Source organism: Mycobacterium sp. (assembly GCF_046330795.1).
In the GTDB taxonomy this organism is placed as follows: Bacteria; Actinomycetota; Actinomycetes; order Mycobacteriales; family Mycobacteriaceae; genus Mycobacterium.
This window is the reverse complement of record NZ_JAXLSA010000004.1, coordinates 337,163-355,241: the sequence shown is the minus strand read 5'-3', so window position 1 is coordinate 355,241 and position 18,079 is coordinate 337,163. Positions and strand designations below refer to the sequence as shown.

Below are 18,079 nucleotides of genomic sequence, written 5' to 3'. Positions count from 1 at the left end.
TGGTCAGGGCATCGGTATTGGCGATCTGCAGGAGATTCTGCTGGTCGGCGATCGCGTCGGTGACATCGCGGACCTGAACCTGAAAAGCATTCTGACCTGCATATTTGAGCGGTTGATGGTGTACTCGACGTGCAGCGTGATCCCGTCGCCGCGCTGCAGCACCGACCGGCCCGACGCCGAGTCCGTCTCCCTGGCGGCGAAGGCCGCCAGCGTCGACGCCAAGGCGTCCTGCTGACCCGGCGCCACCAGTTCGAGGGCCGAGCGTCCGTGGAGATCGTCGATGCTCGGCACCGCGCACAGCTGAACTGCGGCAGGGTTGACGTAGATGAGCACACCGGCTTCATCGGTCACGGCGATCGCCACCGGAGACGCTTCGACCAATGTCCGCAGCCGCATCTCGGCGTCTTCGAGGGCGGCGCGTTCGGCCTCCACATCCGTGATGTCGGTCGAGACCCCCGCGATGCCGATCACGTCGCCCGCGTCGTCCCGGACCGGGAACTTGGTCGAGCGGTAGGTGCGGTGTGAGCCGTCGCCGTGCATCAGGCGTTCGGTGAACACTTGGTGCTCAACGGTTTTGATGATCTTCTCGTCATTTCGCCGGTACTCGGCCGCGATCTCGGCGCTGAACAACTCCGCATCGCTGTGCCCGATCATGTTCTCGGTGACGCCGGTCGCCTGGGTGACCGCAGGGTTGACCATGACGTACTTGCCGTCCAGATCCTTGGCGTAGGTCAAGACGTCGGTGTGGTTCAGAACGCCCTCGAGCATGCGCCTGCTGGTTCGGGCCTCCTCCAACGCCGCCTGGAGCGCGATCGCCTGGCGACGGACCTCCAGCTGCGCCATCACCTGGGCGGCCAGGACGGTGAGCTGCCTGCGTTGCGTGTCGGAAAGGCGGCGCGGCTCATAATCTGCGACGCAGAGGGTGCCCAGACCGTGGCCGTCGGCCGTCCGCAGCGGCGCACCGGCGTAGAAGCGGAAACCGGGTTCGCCGCGGACGCAGTCATAGTGGGCGACCCGGGCGTCCTGTCGGGCGTCGGGGATCTCGACAACGTCGGTGCTGTCGAGCACGTGCACGCAGAACGACTCGTCGCGCGGGGTGGATGTGGCGTCGATACCGCGGCGGGATTTGAACCACTGGCGATCGGCGTCCACCAGGGTCACCAGAGAGACCGGAACCTCGCACAGTTCGGCAGCCAACTCCGTCAGATCATCAAAGTTCCGCTCGGCTGGCGTATCGAGCACAGCAAACGACTCGAGGACCTGAATCCGTTGCGTCTCAGAGGAGATCATGCCCGACTCGCAGTCCATGTATCCCTACTGACATGCGGAAAGTTTAGTCGCCACATCGCTTCGAATGGTCGAGAAACGCAGCTTTGCTACGGCGGCAAGCAAATGTACTTGCCCGACCGGACAAGGAGGCATCGAGTGCGGAATTTGCTGGAATCAGCGGGTCGCGCGCACTTCGTTTTCTGGCTATGTCCCCCGTTCGGGGTTGCCGCAGGAGGCGCCGCTGAGAGGCTTCGGCCCGAGTGGGCCGCGATCGCCCCCGGGCTCGGGGCCGAAGCTTCGCTGAATCTGCTGCGGCACGAGTGCTCCGCCCGAACGAGAGAAGGCCCCCATCCGGATACCGGATCGGAGCCCTCTGTCTGCGAAACACGAGTCGGGGTGGCGGGATTCGAACCCACGACCTCTTCGTCCCGAACGAAGCACGCTACCAAGCTGCGCCACACCCCGCGTGAAGCCACGACAGCGTATCGCACCGGCCTGCCCGGAAGCCAAACGCCGCCGAAGCGCTGGTCACGAATCGGGAAGCAGCGGGCGTGTCGACGCGTTGAGCCCAGATGAAGCTGTCACCCTGGGTGACGCCACAAGATCGCAGGAGAGACCATGACCATGCTGGGTGCCGCCCTCTACATCGGATTCTTCGCGGCGGCCGCACTGTGGCTGCTGCTGACCTCCGACGTCAGCGTGGAGACGGATCAGCCCGAGGCCGGCCACCGACCGGACTGCTCGAACCCGCTCAGCGTGGGTGCCCACTCGGCGAGGTCCAACCCCGCGTTGGCCACCCACTCGTCGCGGTAGTAGGTATCGGCGTACCGGTCGCCGCTGTCGGCCAGCAGCGTCACCACCGAACCTCGGCGGCCGTCCGCCACCATCTCGGCCAATAGGCCGAACGCACCCCACACATTGGTGCCCGTCGACGGGCCCACCCGGCGGCCCAGCACCCTGCTCACGTGCCGCGCGGCGGCCACCGAGCCCGCGTCCGGGACGCTGACCATCCGATCGACCACCTCCGGCAGGAACGATGGTTCCACGCGCGGCCGCCCGATGCCCTCGATGCGGGACGAGGCGCCGGTGGACACGGCGCGGCCCTCGACGTAGGAGGGGAAGAAGGCCGAGTTCTCCGGATCGACGACGCACAACCGGGTGGCCAACCGTCGGTAGCGGATGTAGCGCCCGATCGTCGCGCTGGTGCCGCCGGTGCCCGCGCCCACGACGATCCACTCCGGGACGGGGTGCGGTTCGTCGCGCATCTGGGCGAAGATCGATTCGGCGATGTTGTTGTTGCCGCGCCAATCGGTGGCCCGCTCGGCGTTGGTGAACTGGTCCAGGTAGTGCCCGCCCGTCTCGGTGGCCAGCCGCTGGGCCTCCGCGTAGATCTCGCCGGAGTTGTCGACGAAATGGCAACGGCCACCTTGTGATTCGATGAGCGCCACCTTGGCCGCGCTGGTCGACCGCGGCATCACGGCGATGAACGGGACATCGAGCAGCGCGGCGAAGTAGGCCTCCGAGACCGCCGTCGACCCCGACGACGCCTCCACCACGGTGGCGGTGTCCTCGGTGATCAGCCCGTTGCACAGCGCGTAGAGGAACAGCGAACGGGCCAGCCGGTGCTTGAGACTGCCGGTGATGTGGGTGGTCTCGTCCTTCAGATAGAGCTGAACATCCGCGTCCGCGGACCAGGACGGCAGCGGGTAGCGCAGTAGGTGGGTGTCGGCGCTGCGCCGGGCGTCGGCCTCGATCAGCGCCACGGCGCGGTCGACCCAGCGCCGCGAGCGCGAGCGGTCGGCCGTCCGGGTCACCGGGTCAGCGTGCGTAGGCTGTCCGCTTCGACCGGGGGAGAGGGCGTGAACGAGTCGTCACCGCCGATGGGCGAGGCGACCAGCGTGAGCATCGTGGCCTCGGGCCGGCAGCAGAACCGGAACGGCGCGTACGGCGACGTCCCGATGCCGGCCGATACGTGCAGGGCGGTGTTGGCGCCCCACTGGGACGGCCCCTTGGCGCGGGAGGTGTCCAGATCGCAGTTGGTCACCAGGGCGCCCTTGAACGGCAGACACAACTGGCCGCCGTGGGTGTGCCCGGCCAGCACCAACTGGTACCCGTCGGCGGCGAACCGGTCCAGCACCCGGGTGTAGGGCGCGTGCGTGATCCCGAGGCGCAGGTTGGCGGCCGCGTTCGGCGGCCCGGCGATGGTCTCGTAGCGGTCGCGGTCGATGTGGGCGTCATCCACCCCGCCGACCGCGATGGTCAGGCCCGCGACCTCGATCTCCCGGCGGGCGTGGGTGACGTCGAACCAGCCGCGCTCACTGAATGCGGCCCGCAGATCCTGCCAGGGCAGCGCCGGCCCGTGCGAGCGGTGGTCCTTGCGGAACAGGTAGTTGGCCGGGTTCTTCGGCTTGGGCCCGAAGTAGTCGTTGCTGCCGAACACGAAGACGCCCGGTACGGCCAACAGATCGCCGAGCGCCTGCACCACCGCCGGCACCGCTTTGCGGTGCGACAGATTGTCGCCGGTGTTGACGACCAGATCGGGTTCCCAGCCCGCGAGCTCCCGCAGCCAGGCCTGCTTGTGCCGTTGGTTGGGCCGCATGTGGATGTCGGACAGATGCAGCACCCGCAGCGGTGACGAGCCCGGCGCCAGCACCGGCATGGTGAGCTCGCGCACGACGAAGGCGTTGGGCTCCACCAGGGATGCGTAGCCGAGCCCGGCGATCGCCGTCCCGACTGCCAGGGTTACGGCACTCTTCAGAGCGTGTGGTGCGGCAGGCATGTAGCGAATGGTACTGCGGTCGACCGGCTACAGCGCAGTGATGCGCGTGTCACGGCGGTGGCGGCGGCGCAGGCGGAATCAGCACCGGAACGGTGATCGGTGGCAGGCCGGGGATCTCGACGACCGTCTGCCCGAACGCCGGCGGGGCCCCGGGTGGCGCCCCCGGCACGGGCGGCGGCGCCGCGGGCGGTGGCGGCGGTGGCGGCGGTACCCCGTTGCTGGCCAGGATGGTCACGATGACGCCCGGGATGGTCTGTCCGGCGGGCGACGTGCCCAGGATGCTGCCGTACGACGACGCGCTATTGATGTAGCTGATGTTGTCGGAGACCTGGAACCCGGAGTCCTTCAACCGCTGCCGCGCTTCGTCCTGGGTCAGACCGGCGACCGAGGGCACCCGCGAGTTCGGGCCCCCGTCGACATAGCGGGGATCGGTGGGCGGCAGTTTCACCTCGCCGAAGTTGTTGGCGACCGGGTTCATCGCGGCGAACCAGGTGGCCGCCGGCTCACTGCCGCCGGTCAGGTTGCCGTCGTAGCACTGGCGCAACGGGAAGGCGCACAGCTCGCCCGGGTCGGTGGAGTCGTCGTAGACGTAGGAGGCGCCGGCCAGGGTGTTGGTGAAGCCGATGAAGCCGGCCGACCGGTGCGCCTCGGTGGTTCCCGTCTTGCCCGCCATCGGCAGGTTCCAGCCCACCGAATTGGCGGACCCGGCCGCGGTGCCGTTGCCCTGGTCGTCGTGACTCATGGCGTTGGCCATGGTGTTGGCCAGCCCGTCGGGCACCACCTGCTCGCAGGTCTGCGTGGTCACCGACACCTCGTTGCCGTGCCGGTCGAAGACCTTGTCGATCGGGTTGGGCGGGCACCACACGCCACCGGAGGACAGCGTGGCGGCGACGTTGGCCAGTTCCAGTGCGTTCACCTGGATGGGGCCCAGGGTGAACGAGCCGAGGTTCTGCCGCTTGACGAACTCGGCCAGGCTCTCGTTGTTGTCGGGGTCGTAGGACCGCGCGGTGCCCGGCTCCGCGTAGGACCGCAGACCGAGCTTGACCGCCATGTCGACGGTGCGCTGCACCCCGATCTGCGAGATCAGCTTGGCGAACGCGGTGTTCGGTGAGGTCGCCAGGGCGTCGGTGACACTCATCGGCGAGCGGTAGGCGGAACCGTTGTAGTTCTGCACGCACCAGGTGTCCCGCGGGCAGCCCTTGGCGCCGCCACTGCCCAGCCCCTTGGCCTCGAACCGGTTCGGCACGTCGAGCTGGGCGTTGATGCCCATTCCCATCTCGAGGGCGGCGGCCGTGGTGAAGATCTTGAAGATCGACCCGGCGCCGTCGCCGACGAGCGAGAACGGCTGCGGCTGCATCGTCTCGCCGGCGTCGCTGTTCAGGCCGTAGGTCCGGTTGCTGACCATCGCCAGCACCGGATGCGACTCCCGTCCCGGCCGGATCACGCTCATCACGCTCGCGATGCCCTGGATGTCGGGCGCCGCGTTGCTGTCGACGGCGGCCTTCACCGGTGCCTGGATGTCGGGATCCAGGGTGGTGCGGACCAGGTAGCCGCCCTTGGAGAGTTGGTCCTTGCTGATGCCGGCGCGCGCCAGGTACTCCTGGACGTAGTCGCAGAAGAACGCGCGGTCGCCGGCGGCGATGCAGCCCCGCGGCAATTCGTTGGGCTGCGCCAGGATGCCCAGCGGCTGCTCCTTGGCGGCCCGCAGCTCGTCGGCGTGCTCCGGGATGTTGTCGATCATCGTGTCCAACACCAGGTTTCGCCGCGCCAGCGCACCGTCGGGGTTGGTGTAGGGATCGAGCATGCTGGTCGACTGGACCAGGCCGGCCAGCAGCGCCGCCTGCTGCCAGTTCAGCTGCGAGGCGTCGATGCCGAAGTAGGTCTGCGCGGCGTCCTGGATGCCGAAGGCGCCGTTGCCGAAGGAGACCAGGTTCAGATACCGCGTCAGGATCTCCGGCTTGGTGAAGGTCTTGTCGAGCGTCAGCGCCATCCGGATCTCCCGGAGCTTGCGCGCGGGGGTGGTCGCGACAGCGGCGCGCTTCTCGGCGTCGGTCTGTGAGATCACCAGCAGTTGGTAGTTCTTGACGTACTGCTGCTCGATGGTCGAACCACCGCGGGTGTCGTCGTCCCCGGACATGTAGCCGGTCAGGCCCGTCAGGGTGCCCTTCCAGTCGACGCCGTTGTGCTCGGCAAACCGTTTGTCCTCGATCGACACGATTGCCAGCTTCATCGTGTCGGCGATCTGGTCGCCGGCCACTTCGAAGCGGCGCTGCGAATAGAGCCAGGCGATGACGTTGCCCTTGGCGTCGACCATCGTCGTCACCGCCGGCACTTCGCCCTCGACCAACTGCGCCGAGCCGTTGGCCACCACATCGGAGGCGCGATTGGACATCACACCGGCCCCGCCGACGACGGGGAACAGCATGGCGGCCACGATCACCGCAGCCAGCAGGCAGCACCACGCCAGCTTGATGACGGTGACGGCCACCGGTGGGCGGTCCGACATGCACTACAGACTAACGACCGTCCCAGCGCCTCCGCGCACTCGTGGGTGCCCCGCAGTATCCGGGCCGGACGGCCATTGCGTGTCAATTCGACGGGTGTGTCGGCCTGTCTGCACGCTCGTCCCAAAAAAGTGGTTATCGAACTGTTGCGCAAACGGCACCTGACCACCTAACTTGAACACACGATGCGACACAGGTAACAACGACCTGCGTAGTGTGGCGTAGATCGCACTCAGCGATCTACACCCGTGGTTAGACCACCTCACGAGGTGGTCCGAGCGAATAGGGAGCGCTGATGTCAGCTTCTCGGCCCGCGCCGCGTAGGACGAACACCCCAGCCATACCGGCCACCGTCCAGAGCGTTGAAGCAGAGGCCCGGATCACCTGGGTCGCAAAGGCGAGGTGCCGGGGCGCGGACCCCGACGAGTTGTTCGTACGTGGTGCAGCCCAGCGCAAGGCCGCCGTCATCTGCCGGCACTGCCCGGTGATCGCCGAGTGCGGTGCCGATGCTCTGGACAACCGGGTGGAGTTCGGCGTCTGGGGCGGCATGACCGAGCGTCAGCGTCGTGCGCTGCTCAAGCAGCATCCCGAGGTTGTTTCCTGGGCAGAATTCTTCGCCGCGCAGCGCAAACACCGCGCGGTCGGCTAACCGGGCCTGTCAGGCCGACTTCGCGCCGGCCTGGGTGATCTGATCCGCGATTGCCTGCAACGCCTCCATATCGGAGACATCGAACGGCAGTGACGGCACGCCGACGATCGCCACGTGCGGGTTGGCGCCGGTGAAGCGGGACAGCAGCCGGATCTCCCGCTTGGCGGTCAGCGCCCGGTCCGCATGCACCCGCAGCACCCCGGCCGCCAGTGAATCCGCGTCGGCCTGCTCGAGCTCCTCGGCGGCGTCGGTCGCGCGCTCGACGGTCAGCGAGCACAACGTCGGATGTGTCCGGTTGAGGATGAGCCCGGCCAGCGGCATGTTCTCCTTCGACAACCGGTCGACGAAGAAGGCGGCCTCGCGCAGGGCGTCCGGTTCGGCCGCCGACACCACGACGAACTGGGTGCCGCGCCGCTTGAGCAGTTCGTAGGTCCGGTCGGCCTTCTCCCGGAAGCCACCGAACGTCGCATCCAGTGATTGCACGAAAGCCGAAGCATCGGAAAGCATTTGGGAACCGAGCACCGTCGAGAGGCCCTTCATGGCCAGGCCGACGGCGCCCGTGACGATCCGCCCGAAGCCACGACCGGGCGCCAGCAGCAGGCGCCACAGCCGGCCGTCCATGAAGCTGCCCAGCCGCTTCGGGGCATCGAGGAAGTCGAGCGCATTGCGGGACGGCGGGGTGTCCACCACCACCAGGTCCCACTTATCCTGGGCCAGCAGCTGACCCAGCTTCTCCATCGCCATGTACTCCTGCGTACCGGCCAATGAGGTTGCCACCGTCTGATAGAACTTGTTGTCCAGAATCGCTTGTGCGCGTTCGGGTTCCGAGTGCTCGATCACCATCTCGTCGAAGGTGCGCCGCATGTCGAGCATCATCGCCGACAGGTCGCCGGGCACGCTCTCGTCGAGCGGAACCCGCTGGGGGGTGTTGCCCAGATCCTTGACCCCGAGTGCCTGGGCCAGCCGGCGGGCCGGGTCGATGGTCAGCACCACGACGCTGCGGCCGTACTCGGCGGCGCGCAACGCCATGGCCGCGGCGGTCGTGGTCTTGCCGACACCGCCGGCGCCGCAACAGACGACCACGCGGTTGCTGCGGTCGGCCAGGATCGAGCCCATGTCCAGGGTGCGAGGTGTGGTGCTCATCGGTCAGACCTCACTTTTCGCTCTTCGCATCGCTCGTGCCTCGCTCTGCTCATCACTCAGCGGACTCCCTGTTGTGCCAACGCCTCGGCCAGCTCGTAGAGGCTGCCGAGATCGATGCCGTCGTTGATGGCCGGAAGTTCCAGACGCGGCACGTCGATCTCATCGAGCGCCTCGGCGCTCTCGGCGCGGGCCCGGATCCGGGTGGCGTGCTCGATGGTCTCGGTGAGCAGTCCGGCGAAGTCGGCGTCGGCGAGCTTCACGCCCACCCGGCCGAGGTCGGCACGAACCGTCTCCGCGTCGATCACCCCGTCGGCGGCCGCCAGCAGCGCATCCGACGGCAGGATCGTGGGGATGTTGCGGTTCACGATGACGCTGCCGATCGGCAGGTCCAGTTCCCGCAGTTCCTCGATGGCCTCGATGGTCTCCTGGATGGGGAGGGACTCGAGCAGCGTGACCAGATGGATCGCGGTGTTCTCGGAGTGCAGGATGTTGACCACACTCTCGGCCTGCGCGTGCACCGGCCCGCCCTTGGCCAGTTCCGACACCGCCTTGGTGACGTCGAGGAACCGCGAGATCCGGCCGGTGGGCGGTGAATCCACCACGATCGCGTCGTAGCGCTGTTTGTGGTCGTTCTCCGTGCGGGTGACGATCTCCCGGATCTTCCCGGTGAGCAGCACGTCGCGCAGACCGGGCGCGATGGTGGTGGCGAACTCGATGGCGCCGATGCGGCGCATGGCCTGACCCGCCAGCCCCAGGCGGTAGAACATGTCGAGGTATTCGAGGAACGCCGCCTCGATGTCGATGGCGAGTGCGTTGACCACCCCGCCGCCCTCGGCGGTGGCGATCTTCTGCTCCTTGTACGGCAGCGGCGGCACGTCGAAGAGCTGCGCAATCCCTTGGCGCTCTTCGACTTCCACGAGCAGCACCTTGCGACCGCCGGCCGCCAGCGTCAGGGCCAGAGCGGCGGCCACCGTCGATTTGCCGGTGCCGCCCTTGCCCGTGACGAAATGGAGCCGGGCCTTGGCCAAGCGGGAGGGCCAGCCGACGAGATGTCCGCCGCTTGCTGTGGTCACCATGAGTGCATGCTAACCAACAGGCACCCCCGGTTAAGCTCCAACCATGAGTGAGCTGACCACGTGGGAGTACGCGACCGTGCCACTGCTGACCCACGCGACCAAGCAGATCCTCGATCAGTGGGGCGCCGACGGCTGGGAGCTGGTGTCCGTGCTGCCCGGACCGACCGGCGAGCAGCACGTGGCGTACCTCAAGAGGCCCAAGTGAGCCACCGGGCGAAGCTGACCGAACTCGGTCTGGAACTGCCGCCGGTGGTCGCGCCCCTGGCGTCCTACGTGCCGGCGGTGCGCAGCGGCAACCTCGTCTTCACGTCCGGCCAGTTGCCGATGGTGGACGGCAAGTTGGTGCACAGCGGGAAGGTGGGCGCGGCCGTCACCCCGGAACAGGGCGCCGACCTGGCGCGCATCGCGGCCTTCAACGCACTGGCCGCGATCGACGCTCTGGTGGGCCTCGACGTGGTGACCCGCGTGGTCAAGGTCGTCGGGTTCGTCGCCTCGGCGTCCGGTTTCACCGGTCAACCCGCGGTGGTCAACGGCGCCTCGAACTTCCTGGGCGAGGTGTTCGGCGATGCCGGCGCACACGCCCGCTCGGCCGTCGGGGTCGCCGAACTGCCCCTGGATGCACCCGTCGAGATCGAGCTCGTCGTGGAGATCGGCTGATCCTGGAACATCCCGCCGTCGGCCAGCTGCGCGCGGTCACCGAGACCGCGTCGGTCCTGCTGTGCGACAACCCCGGGATCATGACGCTCGAGGGCACCAACACCTGGATCCTGCGCGGCCCCGGCAGCGCCGAGTTCGTCGTCGTCGACCCCGGCCCCGACGACGATGCGCACCTCGCCCGCATCGCCGAACTCGGCACCGTGGCACTGGTGCTGATCAGCCACCGGCACGGCGACCACACCGACGGGATCGACAAGTTGGTGGGGTCGACGGGCGCGGTGGTCCGTTCGGTGGGCAGCGGATTCCTGCGCGGGCTCGGCGGGCCGCTGACCGACGGCGAGGTGATCGACGCGGCCGGACTGCGCATCACCGTGCTGGCCACGCCGGGGCACACCGCCGACTCGGTGTCGTTCCTGCTCGACGACGCGGTGCTGACCGCCGACACCGTGCTGGGCCGTGGCACCACCGTCATCGACAGCGAGGACGGCTCGCTGCGGGACTACCTGGAATCGCTGCATCGGCTGGCCGGTCTGGGCGGCCGGCGGGTCCTGCCCGGCCACGGACCCGAGCTGCCCGACATCCGCGACGTCACCGCGATGTATCTGGCCCACCGTCGGGAACGGCTCGACCAGGTGCGCGGCGCGCTACGGGAACTCGGTGAGGACGCCGGCGCCCGACGGATCGTCGAACACGTCTACACCGACGTGGACGAAAAGCTATGGGACGCAGCCGAGAAATCGGTGCAGGCGCAGCTCGACTACCTGCGGTCCTGAAACACCCGTCCGACAACGACGAAATGGTGCGGCTTACTCGTACGAATTCGCCGAAAGGTACGTTTCGGCGAGGATCACCGCGCGCGGCGGGCCAGGCGCTCGCTGTCGCTGATCAGAACGCTCTTGCCCTCCAGGCGGATCCACCCGCGATGGGCGAAATCGGCCAGTGCCTTGTTGACCGTCTCGCGGGACGCGCCCACCAGCTGGGCGATCTCCTCCTGCGTCAGATCGTGGGTGACCCGCAGCGCGCCACCCTCCTGGGTGCCGAATCGCTGGGCCAGCTGCAGCAGCTGCTTGGCCACCCGGCCCGGCACGTCGGTGAAGATGAGGTCGGCCAGGTTGTTGTTGGTGCGGCGCAGCCGGCGTGCCAGCACGCGCAGCAACTGCTCGGCGATCTCCGGCCGATCGGCGATCCACGCCCGCAACGCCTCGCGGTCCATCGACACCGCGCGCACCTCGGTGATGGTGGTGGCGCTGGACGTCCGGGGGCCCGGGTCGAAGATCGACAGCTCACCGAACATGTCCGACGGACCCATGATGGTCAGCAGATTCTCCCGGCCGTCCGGCGACCGCCGGCCGATCTTCACCTTGCCGGAGATGATGATGTACAGCCGATCGCCGGGCTCGCCCTCGGCGAACACCGTGTGCCCACGCGGGAAATCGACAGGCTGCAGCTGCTTGGTCAGCGCTGATACAGCGGTTGGTTCGACTCCCTGGAAGATTCCGGCCCTGGCCAGGATCTCGTCCACGTTTTCCCTCGTATTCATCAATTGTCCGAAATGGCGCTGAACAGCTCCGACCTAGTCTAGAGGCAGGGCTGTGTGCGACGAGCCAACGCTACACAGGATTGGCATGGCGAGTCGCCCGAAACTGCGGATTCGCGGTCTCGTGCTGGCACACCCGCGTGGGCAGGCCGGGTTCGGTATCCAGCGCGGCGAGTCCGGTGAAGCCGCCGCTCGAGGACCATGACGGCAACGGCGGCAAGGTCGGCGCCGGGCGGGCGATCTGGTCGCGGGGCCGGTCCACCTTGGGCGGTGTCAGGGCAACGAGCTGATCGATCGCGTCGGGGTCGCCGTGGAAGCCGAGCGCGTTCTCCACCCGCTCGAGCCCGAATGTTCCCAGCATCAGCAATGCGGGGATCAGTGCGGGAAACATCCAGGACACAAGGGTGAAGTAAACACGCGGAAGGTCTCATCGGGATCACGAATTGTCACCGGTCCGGACCTGCTCAGTACCCTGACAGGGTGACGGCGGCGGGCACGGGCAAACGCGGATCGGCGAAGGTGCGCACCGAGTCGCAGCTCGGGTTGGTCCGCCGGGCCCGGCGGATGAATCGAACGCTGGCCCGCGCCTTCCCCCACGTCTACTGCGAACTCGATTTCACCAATCCGCTCGAGTTGGCCGTCGCCACCATCCTGTCGGCGCAGAGCACCGACAAGCGGGTCAACCTGACCACGCCGGCACTGTTTGCGCGGTACCGCACCGCCGCCGACTATGCGACCGCGAACCGGACCGAACTCGAGGAGCTCATCCGGCCCACCGGCTTCTACCGGAACAAGGCGAGCTCACTGATCGGACTCGGGCAGGCTCTGGTGGACCACTTCGGCGGGGAGGTGCCCGCCACCATGGATGAGTTGGTGACGCTGCCGGGCGTCGGCCGCAAGACCGCAAATGTCATCCTGGGCAACGCTTTCGACATCCCGGGCATCACGGTCGACACGCACTTCGGCCGGCTGGTCCGGCGCTGGCAGTGGACCACCGAAGAGGATCCGGTCAAGGTCGAGAAGGCGGTCGGCGAACTCATCGAACGCCGGGAGTGGACGCTGCTGAGCCATCGCGTGATCTTCCACGGCCGGCGGGTCTGCCATGCGCGCAAGCCGGCCTGTGGGGTGTGTGTGCTCGCTTCGGACTGCCCGTCGTTCGGGCTGGGTCCCACCGATCCTCTCCTGGCGGCACCGTTGGTCAAGGGGCCCGAGACCGAACACCTACTCGCCCTGGCCGGGCTGTAGGCGCGGATGCGCGGCTCGGCCCGGTGGACCCTGGTGTGCGCAGCGCTGGCGGCGCTGCTGGTCGTCGCGTTCGCGACCCAATTGGGTGGGACGGGTAAACCGGCCGGCGGTGACGGCCGGCCGGTGGTGCAGTCCGCGCCGGACGCCCAGGGCACCGAACTGGCCCTGGCCGATGTGCGCCGGCGCGCCGATCTGGCACCCTGCCCCGCGGGTTCCGGTGGCCCCGGGCCGGCGGCCCTGCGTGATGTCACCGTGCAGTGCGCGGCCGACGGCGCGCCGGTGGATGTCGCGCGCGCCCTGGCGGGCGGGCCCGTCGTCCTCAACCTGTGGGCCTACTGGTGCGGCCCGTGTGCCGTGGAACTACCCGCCATGGCCGAGTACCAGCGGCGTGCCGGTGCCGCCGTCACCGTCGTCACCGTGCACCAGGACCCCAACGCCGGGGCCGGTCTGCAACGTCTTGCCGAGCTGGGGGTGCGGCTGCCCACCTTCCAGGACGGTGACCGCCGGATAGCCGCTGCCCTGCACGTCCCCAATGTCATGCCCGCGACGGTGGTGCTGCGCGCGGACGGTACCGTTGCCGCAATCCTGCCGCGCGCGTTCACCGATGCCGACGAGATCGCCGCCGCGGTGGGCGAGGCACAGCGGCGATGACCCGATGACCGACGGCGAGAGGTGTGTGGCGGTGAATGCAGCCAATCCGCCGGCACCCCCGGAAATGGGAGCGGGGCCGGCCTGGCTGCGGCCGCTCATCGACAACATCGACGGAGTCCGAGGCGCCTACCGCCGCCGGGTGCCGGCCGACGTACTGGCCAGTATCGGCGCCGCCAATGCCGCCGCCGGTGTCCTCGGCGCGCGTCGCGACGCGGCGGTGCTGGTGCTGTTCTCCGGCGCCGCGGACGCGCCGGCAGGCGCCGTGCCCGCCGACGCGGACCTGCTGGTCACCGTGCGCGCGGCGACGCTGCGGCATCACGCCGGGCAGGCCGCCTTCCCCGGCGGCGCCAGTGATCCCGGAGACGACGGACCCGTCGGGACCGCCCTGCGCGAGGCGTTTGAGGAGACCGGCATCGACGTCACCCGCCTGCAACCCCTGGCCACCCTCGAGCGAATGTTCATCCCGCCCTCGGGATTTCACGTCGTCCCGGTGTTGGCGTACTCGAGTGATCCGGGTCCGGTCAGCGTCGTGGACGAGGCCGAGACGGCCGTGGTGGCACGAGTTCCGTTGCGCGCCTTCGTCAATCCGGAGAACCGGTTGATGGTGTATCGGGCGGCCAACACCCGGCGGTTCGCCGGCCCGGCCTTCCTGCTCAACCAGATGTTGGTGTGGGGCTTCACCGGTCAGGTGATCTCGGCAATGCTCGACGTCGCCGGCTGGGCACAGCCGTGGGACGACCGCAAGGTCCTCGAATTGGACGACGCTATGGCACGGGTTGGCGAAGGAGCGCGATGACATCGTCTCAGGTACTGGACATCGTGATCGTGGTGGTCGCGTTCCTCGCCGCGGTGTCGGGCTGGCGCTCGGGCGCGGTCGGTTCGCTGATGTCCTTCATCGGTGTGACCCTCGGGGCCGCCGCCGGTGTGCTGCTGGCGCCGCACGTGGTCACCCACCTCGACGGCACCCGGACCAAGACGTTCGCGACGCTGTTCCTGATCCTCGCGCTGGTGGTCGTCGGGGTGATCGCCGCGTCGGTGGTCGGGGGCGCGATGCGTGGCGCCATCCGGCACGGCGGCGCGCGACTGCTCGACTCGCTGATCGGCGTGGTTCTCCAGGTGGCGGTGGTGCTGTTGGCGGCGTGGCTGATGGCTGCTCCGCTGAAGGAGTCGACACAACCGAGTCTGGTTGCCGCCGTTCAAGATTCGAAAGTGATCCAGCAGATCGACCGGATCGCTCCGCCGTGGCTCCACAATCTGGTGAGCAGCCGGTTGAAGGAGGCCCTGGCCTCCTCCGGGCTGCAGATCGGACCGAATCAGACCGTCAACGTCGACGACCCGGACCCGTCCCTGGCCTCGAGTGCCGTGGTGAGCGCCCTGCGGCCCAGCGTGGTGAAGGTTCGCGGGGTGGCCACCGGCTGCGAAAAGGTGCTCGAGGGCAGCGGTTTCGTGGTGGCGCCCAACCGGGTGATGTCCAACGCGCACGTGGTGGCCGGATCGGCCAGCGTGACCGTCGAATCCGACGGCCAGGTGTACGACGCCGTGGTGGTGTCCTACGACCCGAACGAGGATCTGTCCATCCTCGAGGTACCGGATCTGCCGGCCGTGCCGATCCCGTTCGCCACCAAATCGGCGGTGACGGGAACCGATGCCCTGGTGCTCGGCTTCCCCGGCGGCGGCGACTTCGTGGCCACACCCGCCCGCGTGCGCGAGACGATCAAGCTCAACGGCCCCGACATCTACCGCAGCGCCACCGTCACCCGCGAGGTGTACACCGTCAAGGGGACTGTCCGACAGGGCAATTCGGGCGGTCCGCTGGTCAATCGGGGCGGGCAGGTGCTCGGCGTGGTGTTCGGCGCGGCCGTCGACGACAACGACACCGGGTTCGTGCTCACCGCCAACGAAGTGTCGCGGCAGCTGGCCCAGGTCAACAACACCGAGCCGGTGCCGACGGGGGCCTGCCTGCCGTCGGCATAGTCGAGTCGACGATGCCGCCGCGGATGCGGCGGAGGAGGAGCGAGACGGTCAGGTCGGGTCGAGTCGACGATGCCGCCGCGGATGCGGCGGAGGAGGAGCGAGACGGTCAGGTCGGGTCGAGTCGACGATGCCGCCGCGGATGCGGCGGAGGAGGAGCGGGACGGGTGTTCTCAGCCCGTGTGGACCTGGTCGAGGAATCGCCCCACATGACCGTTGACCTGGTCGGGCATCTCCTCGTGTGCGAAATGGCCGGCGCCGGTGATCGATACGAATCGGCCGTGCGGCGCGTACCGGCGGGTGTGTTCCACGGGTGCGGACAACACGTACGGGTCGGCCTCACCGCGCATGTGCAGAACGGGCACGCCCAGTGGCCGTGCCATCGAGCGCATGAACCGGTGTCCCTCGCGGCGCAGCTGACTGCGCACCGCCCAGCGCTGGTATTCGAGGGCGCAATGCGCCACCCCGGGGATCTGGAACGCCGTGCGGTAGTGCCCGATGCTTTCCGAGAAGTCTTCTGAGGCAATCCACTTCGCCGACGCGCGCACGCGGATCACGGCCTCGAGGGCGTCGGCGTCGTGCCGGGCCAGCCGGCGCTCCGGTAGGACCGGGAGCTGATAGGACAGCAGCGTCGGCAACAGGGCGCGGCTCTGATCGCGGCGGGTCAGCGCGCAGCCGCGCAGGGCCGCGGGGTGCGGCGAACTGACCAGCGCGATGGACCGCACCAACCGGGGATGCAGCATCGAGGTGGCCCAGCAGACCAGGCCGCCGTCGGCGTGGCCGATCAGCGTCGCCGACGTATGACCCAGCGCTCGGATCAGCCCGGCGGTGTCACCGGCCAGGGTCCAGCCGTCGTATCCGCGCGGCGGTTTGTCGCTGCCGCCGTAGCCGCGCAGATCGACGGCCACCGCACGCACCCCGGTCAGTCCGCGCAGCTGGTGCCGCCAGGACCACCAGAAGGACCCGAACCCGTGCAGCATGATGACCAGCGGCCGGGTGGTGGACGGCTCGCGGTCGGCGACGGTGCCCGCGGGCGGCACGGCCTCCACAACGTGGAAGCGGATGCCGTTGGCATGAACGTCCAGGTGCCGCCACGGCCCGGCGATGCGCGCGACCGACGGTCCCGGAACGCTCACCCGTCCGTCACCATCCGGATGGGTCCGTCTCGAGCTTCACGGCGGTGCCGGGCGCCCGGTCGTGGCCGGTGAACGCGGCGCGGGTCTCCTTGACCGTCTCGATGGTCTGCTGCGGGCCGCGGATCTTGCGGACCTTGCGCCAACCGAACAGTCCGAGCACGGCGGCACCCAGCACCATGCCGACGAACACGATCAGGAACGCCAGCCACCGCCAGATCCAGGTGTCCAGGAGCTCGGCGAGGAAGAAGAAGAAGAAGAAGGTCGAGTACAGCAGCACGACGCCGGCCAGGATGAAGAAGATACTGCCCGTCATCCCCTTCTTGACGTCGCGGGTGATCTCCGCCCGGGCCAGCTCGACCTCGGCGCGCACCAGCGTGGAGACCTGAGAGGTGGCGTTCTTGACCAGCTCCCCGATCGACGGGTCGGCGGACAACGCATGCGGGTCGACCAGCGGAATGGACGTCACGGTGCTGGGCACGCCGGTGGTGGGGTCACCATTGCTCACGGTCTGCGATCCTCCCCGATGGGCTGGAACTGGTCGGTCTGGAACTCAGCGTTCATCGTGCCATGCCCCGCCAGCTCCCGAGGAGCGAGTGCGCTGACCCGCGCAATGTTACGGGTGGGGCAAATGTGGTTCAGCTAGACTGGCGGCCGTGGGCTTCCAGGGCGAGCACAGATGAGCGGTCGGCACCGATTGCGGCCGACCAGTGCCGCGATCCCCGCATTGGTCGTCCTGTCCCTGCTGACCGCAGGGCCCGCCGCGGCGGCCCCGGTCACCCTGGGCGGCGGCTCCGGCATCGTCGTCGACGGTGATACCTACTGCACACTGACCACCATCGGGACCGACAACCGCGGCGAGCTGATCGGGTTCACCTCCGCGCACTGCGGTGGTCCCGGCGCGAAGGTGGCGGCCGAGTCGGCCAAGGACGCCGGGCCGGTCGGTGAGATGGTGGCGGGCAACGACGGCCTGGACTACGCGGTGATCAAGTTCGACCCGGCCAAGGTGACCCCGACCGATAACGTGAACGGCTTCGTCATCAGCGGGCTGGGTCCGGATCCGAAGCTCGGCGATATCGCCTGCAAACTGGGCCGCACCACCGGGTCGTCGTGCGGCATCACCTGGGGGCCCGGCAAGGACCCGGGCACCATCGTCAACCAGGTGTGCGGTCAGCCGGGCGATTCCGGCGCGCCGGTGACGGTGAACAACAGGCTGGTCGGCATGCTGCACGGCGCGTTCACCGAGGACCTGCCCACGTGCGTCATCAAGTACATCCCGTTGCATACCCCGGCCGTCACGATGTCGATCAACACCCAGCTGGCCGACATCGTCGCCAAGGGGCGCCCCGGCTCGGGATTCGTCCCGGTCGGCTGAGAGGACGGGAGCTCCGAGTGTGAATCCTTTGCGAGATTTCGACCGATTTCTCGCCAACGATTCACACTCGGCGCGTCGAGCCGGCGGTTC

At 68.5% G+C, this 18,079-nt stretch carries 18 protein-coding genes, 1 tRNA gene and 1 pseudogene; 9 read left to right on the top strand and 11 right to left on the bottom strand.

Features of this window, described 5'->3' with window-relative positions; genetic code table 11:
* Nucleotides 1–3: 3 nt before the first annotated feature.
* From U0R18_RS16190 to ponA2, 5 genes and pseudogenes are all read right to left on the bottom strand, one after another.
* Entirely contained in the window at nucleotides 4–1,242 is a 1,239-nt protein-coding gene (locus U0R18_RS16190) for a PAS domain-containing protein (RefSeq protein WP_526370153.1), read from the bottom strand.
* 418 nt (nucleotides 1,243–1,660) lie between these two features.
* Nucleotides 1,661–1,734: transfer RNA gene (locus U0R18_RS16185), tRNA-Pro, on the bottom strand.
* 245 nt (nucleotides 1,735–1,979) lie between these two features.
* Complete coding sequence (cds1, locus tag U0R18_RS16180; protein ID WP_526370151.1) at nucleotides 1,980–3,083, bottom strand: L-cysteine desulfhydrase Cds1; 1,104 nt, start codon at nucleotides 3,081–3,083, stop codon at nucleotides 1,980–1,982.
* Between the two features lie 4 nt (nucleotides 3,084–3,087).
* Nucleotides 3,088–4,048: pseudogene (locus U0R18_RS16175) on the bottom strand (metallophosphoesterase).
* A 49-nt stretch (nucleotides 4,049–4,097) separates the two neighbouring features.
* The gene (ponA2, locus tag U0R18_RS16170) at nucleotides 4,098–6,554 is read right to left on the bottom strand and encodes a transglycosylase/D,D-transpeptidase PonA2 (RefSeq protein ID WP_526370149.1); all 2,457 of its coding nucleotides are present in this window, start codon (nucleotides 6,552–6,554) and stop codon (nucleotides 4,098–4,100) included.
* 293 nt (nucleotides 6,555–6,847) lie between these two features.
* On the opposite strand from ponA2, the gene U0R18_RS16165 reads away from it, so the two are divergent.
* Entirely contained in the window at nucleotides 6,848–7,201 is a 354-nt protein-coding gene (locus tag U0R18_RS16165; protein WP_526370147.1) for a WhiB family transcriptional regulator, read from the top strand.
* Nucleotides 7,202–7,210: 9 nt separating this feature from the next.
* On the opposite strand, the gene bagB is transcribed toward U0R18_RS16165, so the two are convergent.
* Together bagB and bagA are read right to left on the bottom strand one after the other, a co-directional pair.
* On the bottom strand, nucleotides 7,211–8,344 hold the full coding sequence (gene bagB / locus U0R18_RS16160; RefSeq protein WP_526370145.1) for an ATPase BagB: 1,134 nt from the start codon (nucleotides 8,342–8,344) through the stop codon (nucleotides 7,211–7,213).
* A gap of 56 nt (nucleotides 8,345–8,400) precedes the next feature.
* Nucleotides 8,401–9,420 (bottom strand): ATPase BagA, encoded by a 1,020-nt coding sequence (gene bagA / locus U0R18_RS16155; protein ID WP_526370143.1) that lies wholly within the window; start codon nucleotides 9,418–9,420, stop codon nucleotides 8,401–8,403.
* A gap of 43 nt (nucleotides 9,421–9,463) precedes the next feature.
* On the opposite strand from bagA, the gene sp36 reads away from it, so the two are divergent.
* Genes sp36 through U0R18_RS16140 form a run of 3 tightly spaced genes read left to right on the top strand, consistent with a single transcriptional unit; the run spans nucleotide 9,464 to nucleotide 10,850 of the window.
* On the top strand, nucleotides 9,464–9,625 hold the full coding sequence (gene sp36, locus U0R18_RS16150; protein WP_526284157.1) for a Sp36 family protein: 162 nt from the start codon (nucleotides 9,464–9,466) through the stop codon (nucleotides 9,623–9,625).
* Nucleotides 9,622–10,077, top strand: coding sequence for a RidA family protein (locus tag U0R18_RS16145; RefSeq protein WP_526370141.1), 456 nt, complete (start codon nucleotides 9,622–9,624; stop codon nucleotides 10,075–10,077). The genes sp36 and U0R18_RS16145 overlap by 4 nt, the downstream gene beginning before the upstream one ends.
* Nucleotides 10,074–10,850, top strand: a complete 777-nt coding sequence (locus tag U0R18_RS16140) for an MBL fold metallo-hydrolase (protein ID WP_526370439.1) — start codon at nucleotides 10,074–10,076, stop codon at nucleotides 10,848–10,850. Before U0R18_RS16145 ends, U0R18_RS16140 begins: the two co-directional genes overlap by 4 nt.
* Nucleotides 10,851–10,924: 74 nt before the next feature.
* On the opposite strand, the gene crp is transcribed toward U0R18_RS16140, so the two are convergent.
* Both crp and U0R18_RS16130 read right to left on the bottom strand, forming a co-directional pair.
* Nucleotides 10,925–11,599 carry a cAMP-activated global transcriptional regulator CRP gene (gene crp / locus U0R18_RS16135; RefSeq protein WP_263997190.1) on the bottom strand — a complete coding sequence of 225 codons (675 nt, stop codon included), beginning with the start codon at nucleotides 11,597–11,599 and terminating at the stop codon, nucleotides 10,925–10,927.
* A gap of 88 nt (nucleotides 11,600–11,687) precedes the next feature.
* Complete coding sequence (locus U0R18_RS16130; RefSeq protein WP_526370139.1) at nucleotides 11,688–12,005, bottom strand: hypothetical protein; 318 nt, start codon at nucleotides 12,003–12,005, stop codon at nucleotides 11,688–11,690.
* Between the two features lie 173 nt (nucleotides 12,006–12,178).
* Between U0R18_RS16130 and nth the strand changes: the two genes are divergently transcribed.
* From nth to marP, 4 genes are all read left to right on the top strand, one after another.
* On the top strand, nucleotides 12,179–12,859 hold the full coding sequence (gene nth / locus U0R18_RS16125) for an endonuclease III (protein ID WP_526370437.1): 681 nt from the start codon (nucleotides 12,179–12,181) through the stop codon (nucleotides 12,857–12,859).
* A 6-nt stretch (nucleotides 12,860–12,865) separates the two neighbouring features.
* Complete coding sequence (locus U0R18_RS16120; RefSeq protein ID WP_526370137.1) at nucleotides 12,866–13,510, top strand: TlpA family protein disulfide reductase; 645 nt, start codon at nucleotides 12,866–12,868, stop codon at nucleotides 13,508–13,510.
* Nucleotides 13,511–13,574: 64 nt separating this feature from the next.
* Entirely contained in the window at nucleotides 13,575–14,306 is a 732-nt protein-coding gene (locus U0R18_RS16115; protein ID WP_526370435.1) for an NUDIX hydrolase, read from the top strand.
* On the top strand, nucleotides 14,303–15,484 hold the full coding sequence (gene marP, locus U0R18_RS16110) for an acid resistance serine protease MarP (protein WP_526370135.1): 1,182 nt from the start codon (nucleotides 14,303–14,305) through the stop codon (nucleotides 15,482–15,484). The genes U0R18_RS16115 and marP overlap by 4 nt, the downstream gene beginning before the upstream one ends.
* A 170-nt stretch (nucleotides 15,485–15,654) precedes the next feature.
* Here the strand turns inward: marP and U0R18_RS16105 are convergent, their stop codons facing one another.
* On the bottom strand, nucleotides 15,655–16,617 hold the full coding sequence (locus tag U0R18_RS16105; RefSeq protein ID WP_526370133.1) for an alpha/beta fold hydrolase: 963 nt from the start codon (nucleotides 16,615–16,617) through the stop codon (nucleotides 15,655–15,657).
* A gap of 7 nt (nucleotides 16,618–16,624) precedes the next feature.
* Complete coding sequence (locus U0R18_RS16100; protein WP_526370131.1) at nucleotides 16,625–17,122, bottom strand: phage holin family protein; 498 nt, start codon at nucleotides 17,120–17,122, stop codon at nucleotides 16,625–16,627.
* A gap of 171 nt (nucleotides 17,123–17,293) precedes the next feature.
* Here U0R18_RS16100 and U0R18_RS16095 point away from each other — a divergent pair, with 171 nt between their 5' ends.
* Nucleotides 17,294–17,989: a S1 family peptidase gene (locus U0R18_RS16095; RefSeq protein ID WP_526370129.1), complete on the top strand. Its 696-nt coding sequence runs from the start codon at nucleotides 17,294–17,296 to the stop codon at nucleotides 17,987–17,989.
* The last annotated feature ends 90 nt before the right edge of the window (nucleotides 17,990–18,079 follow it).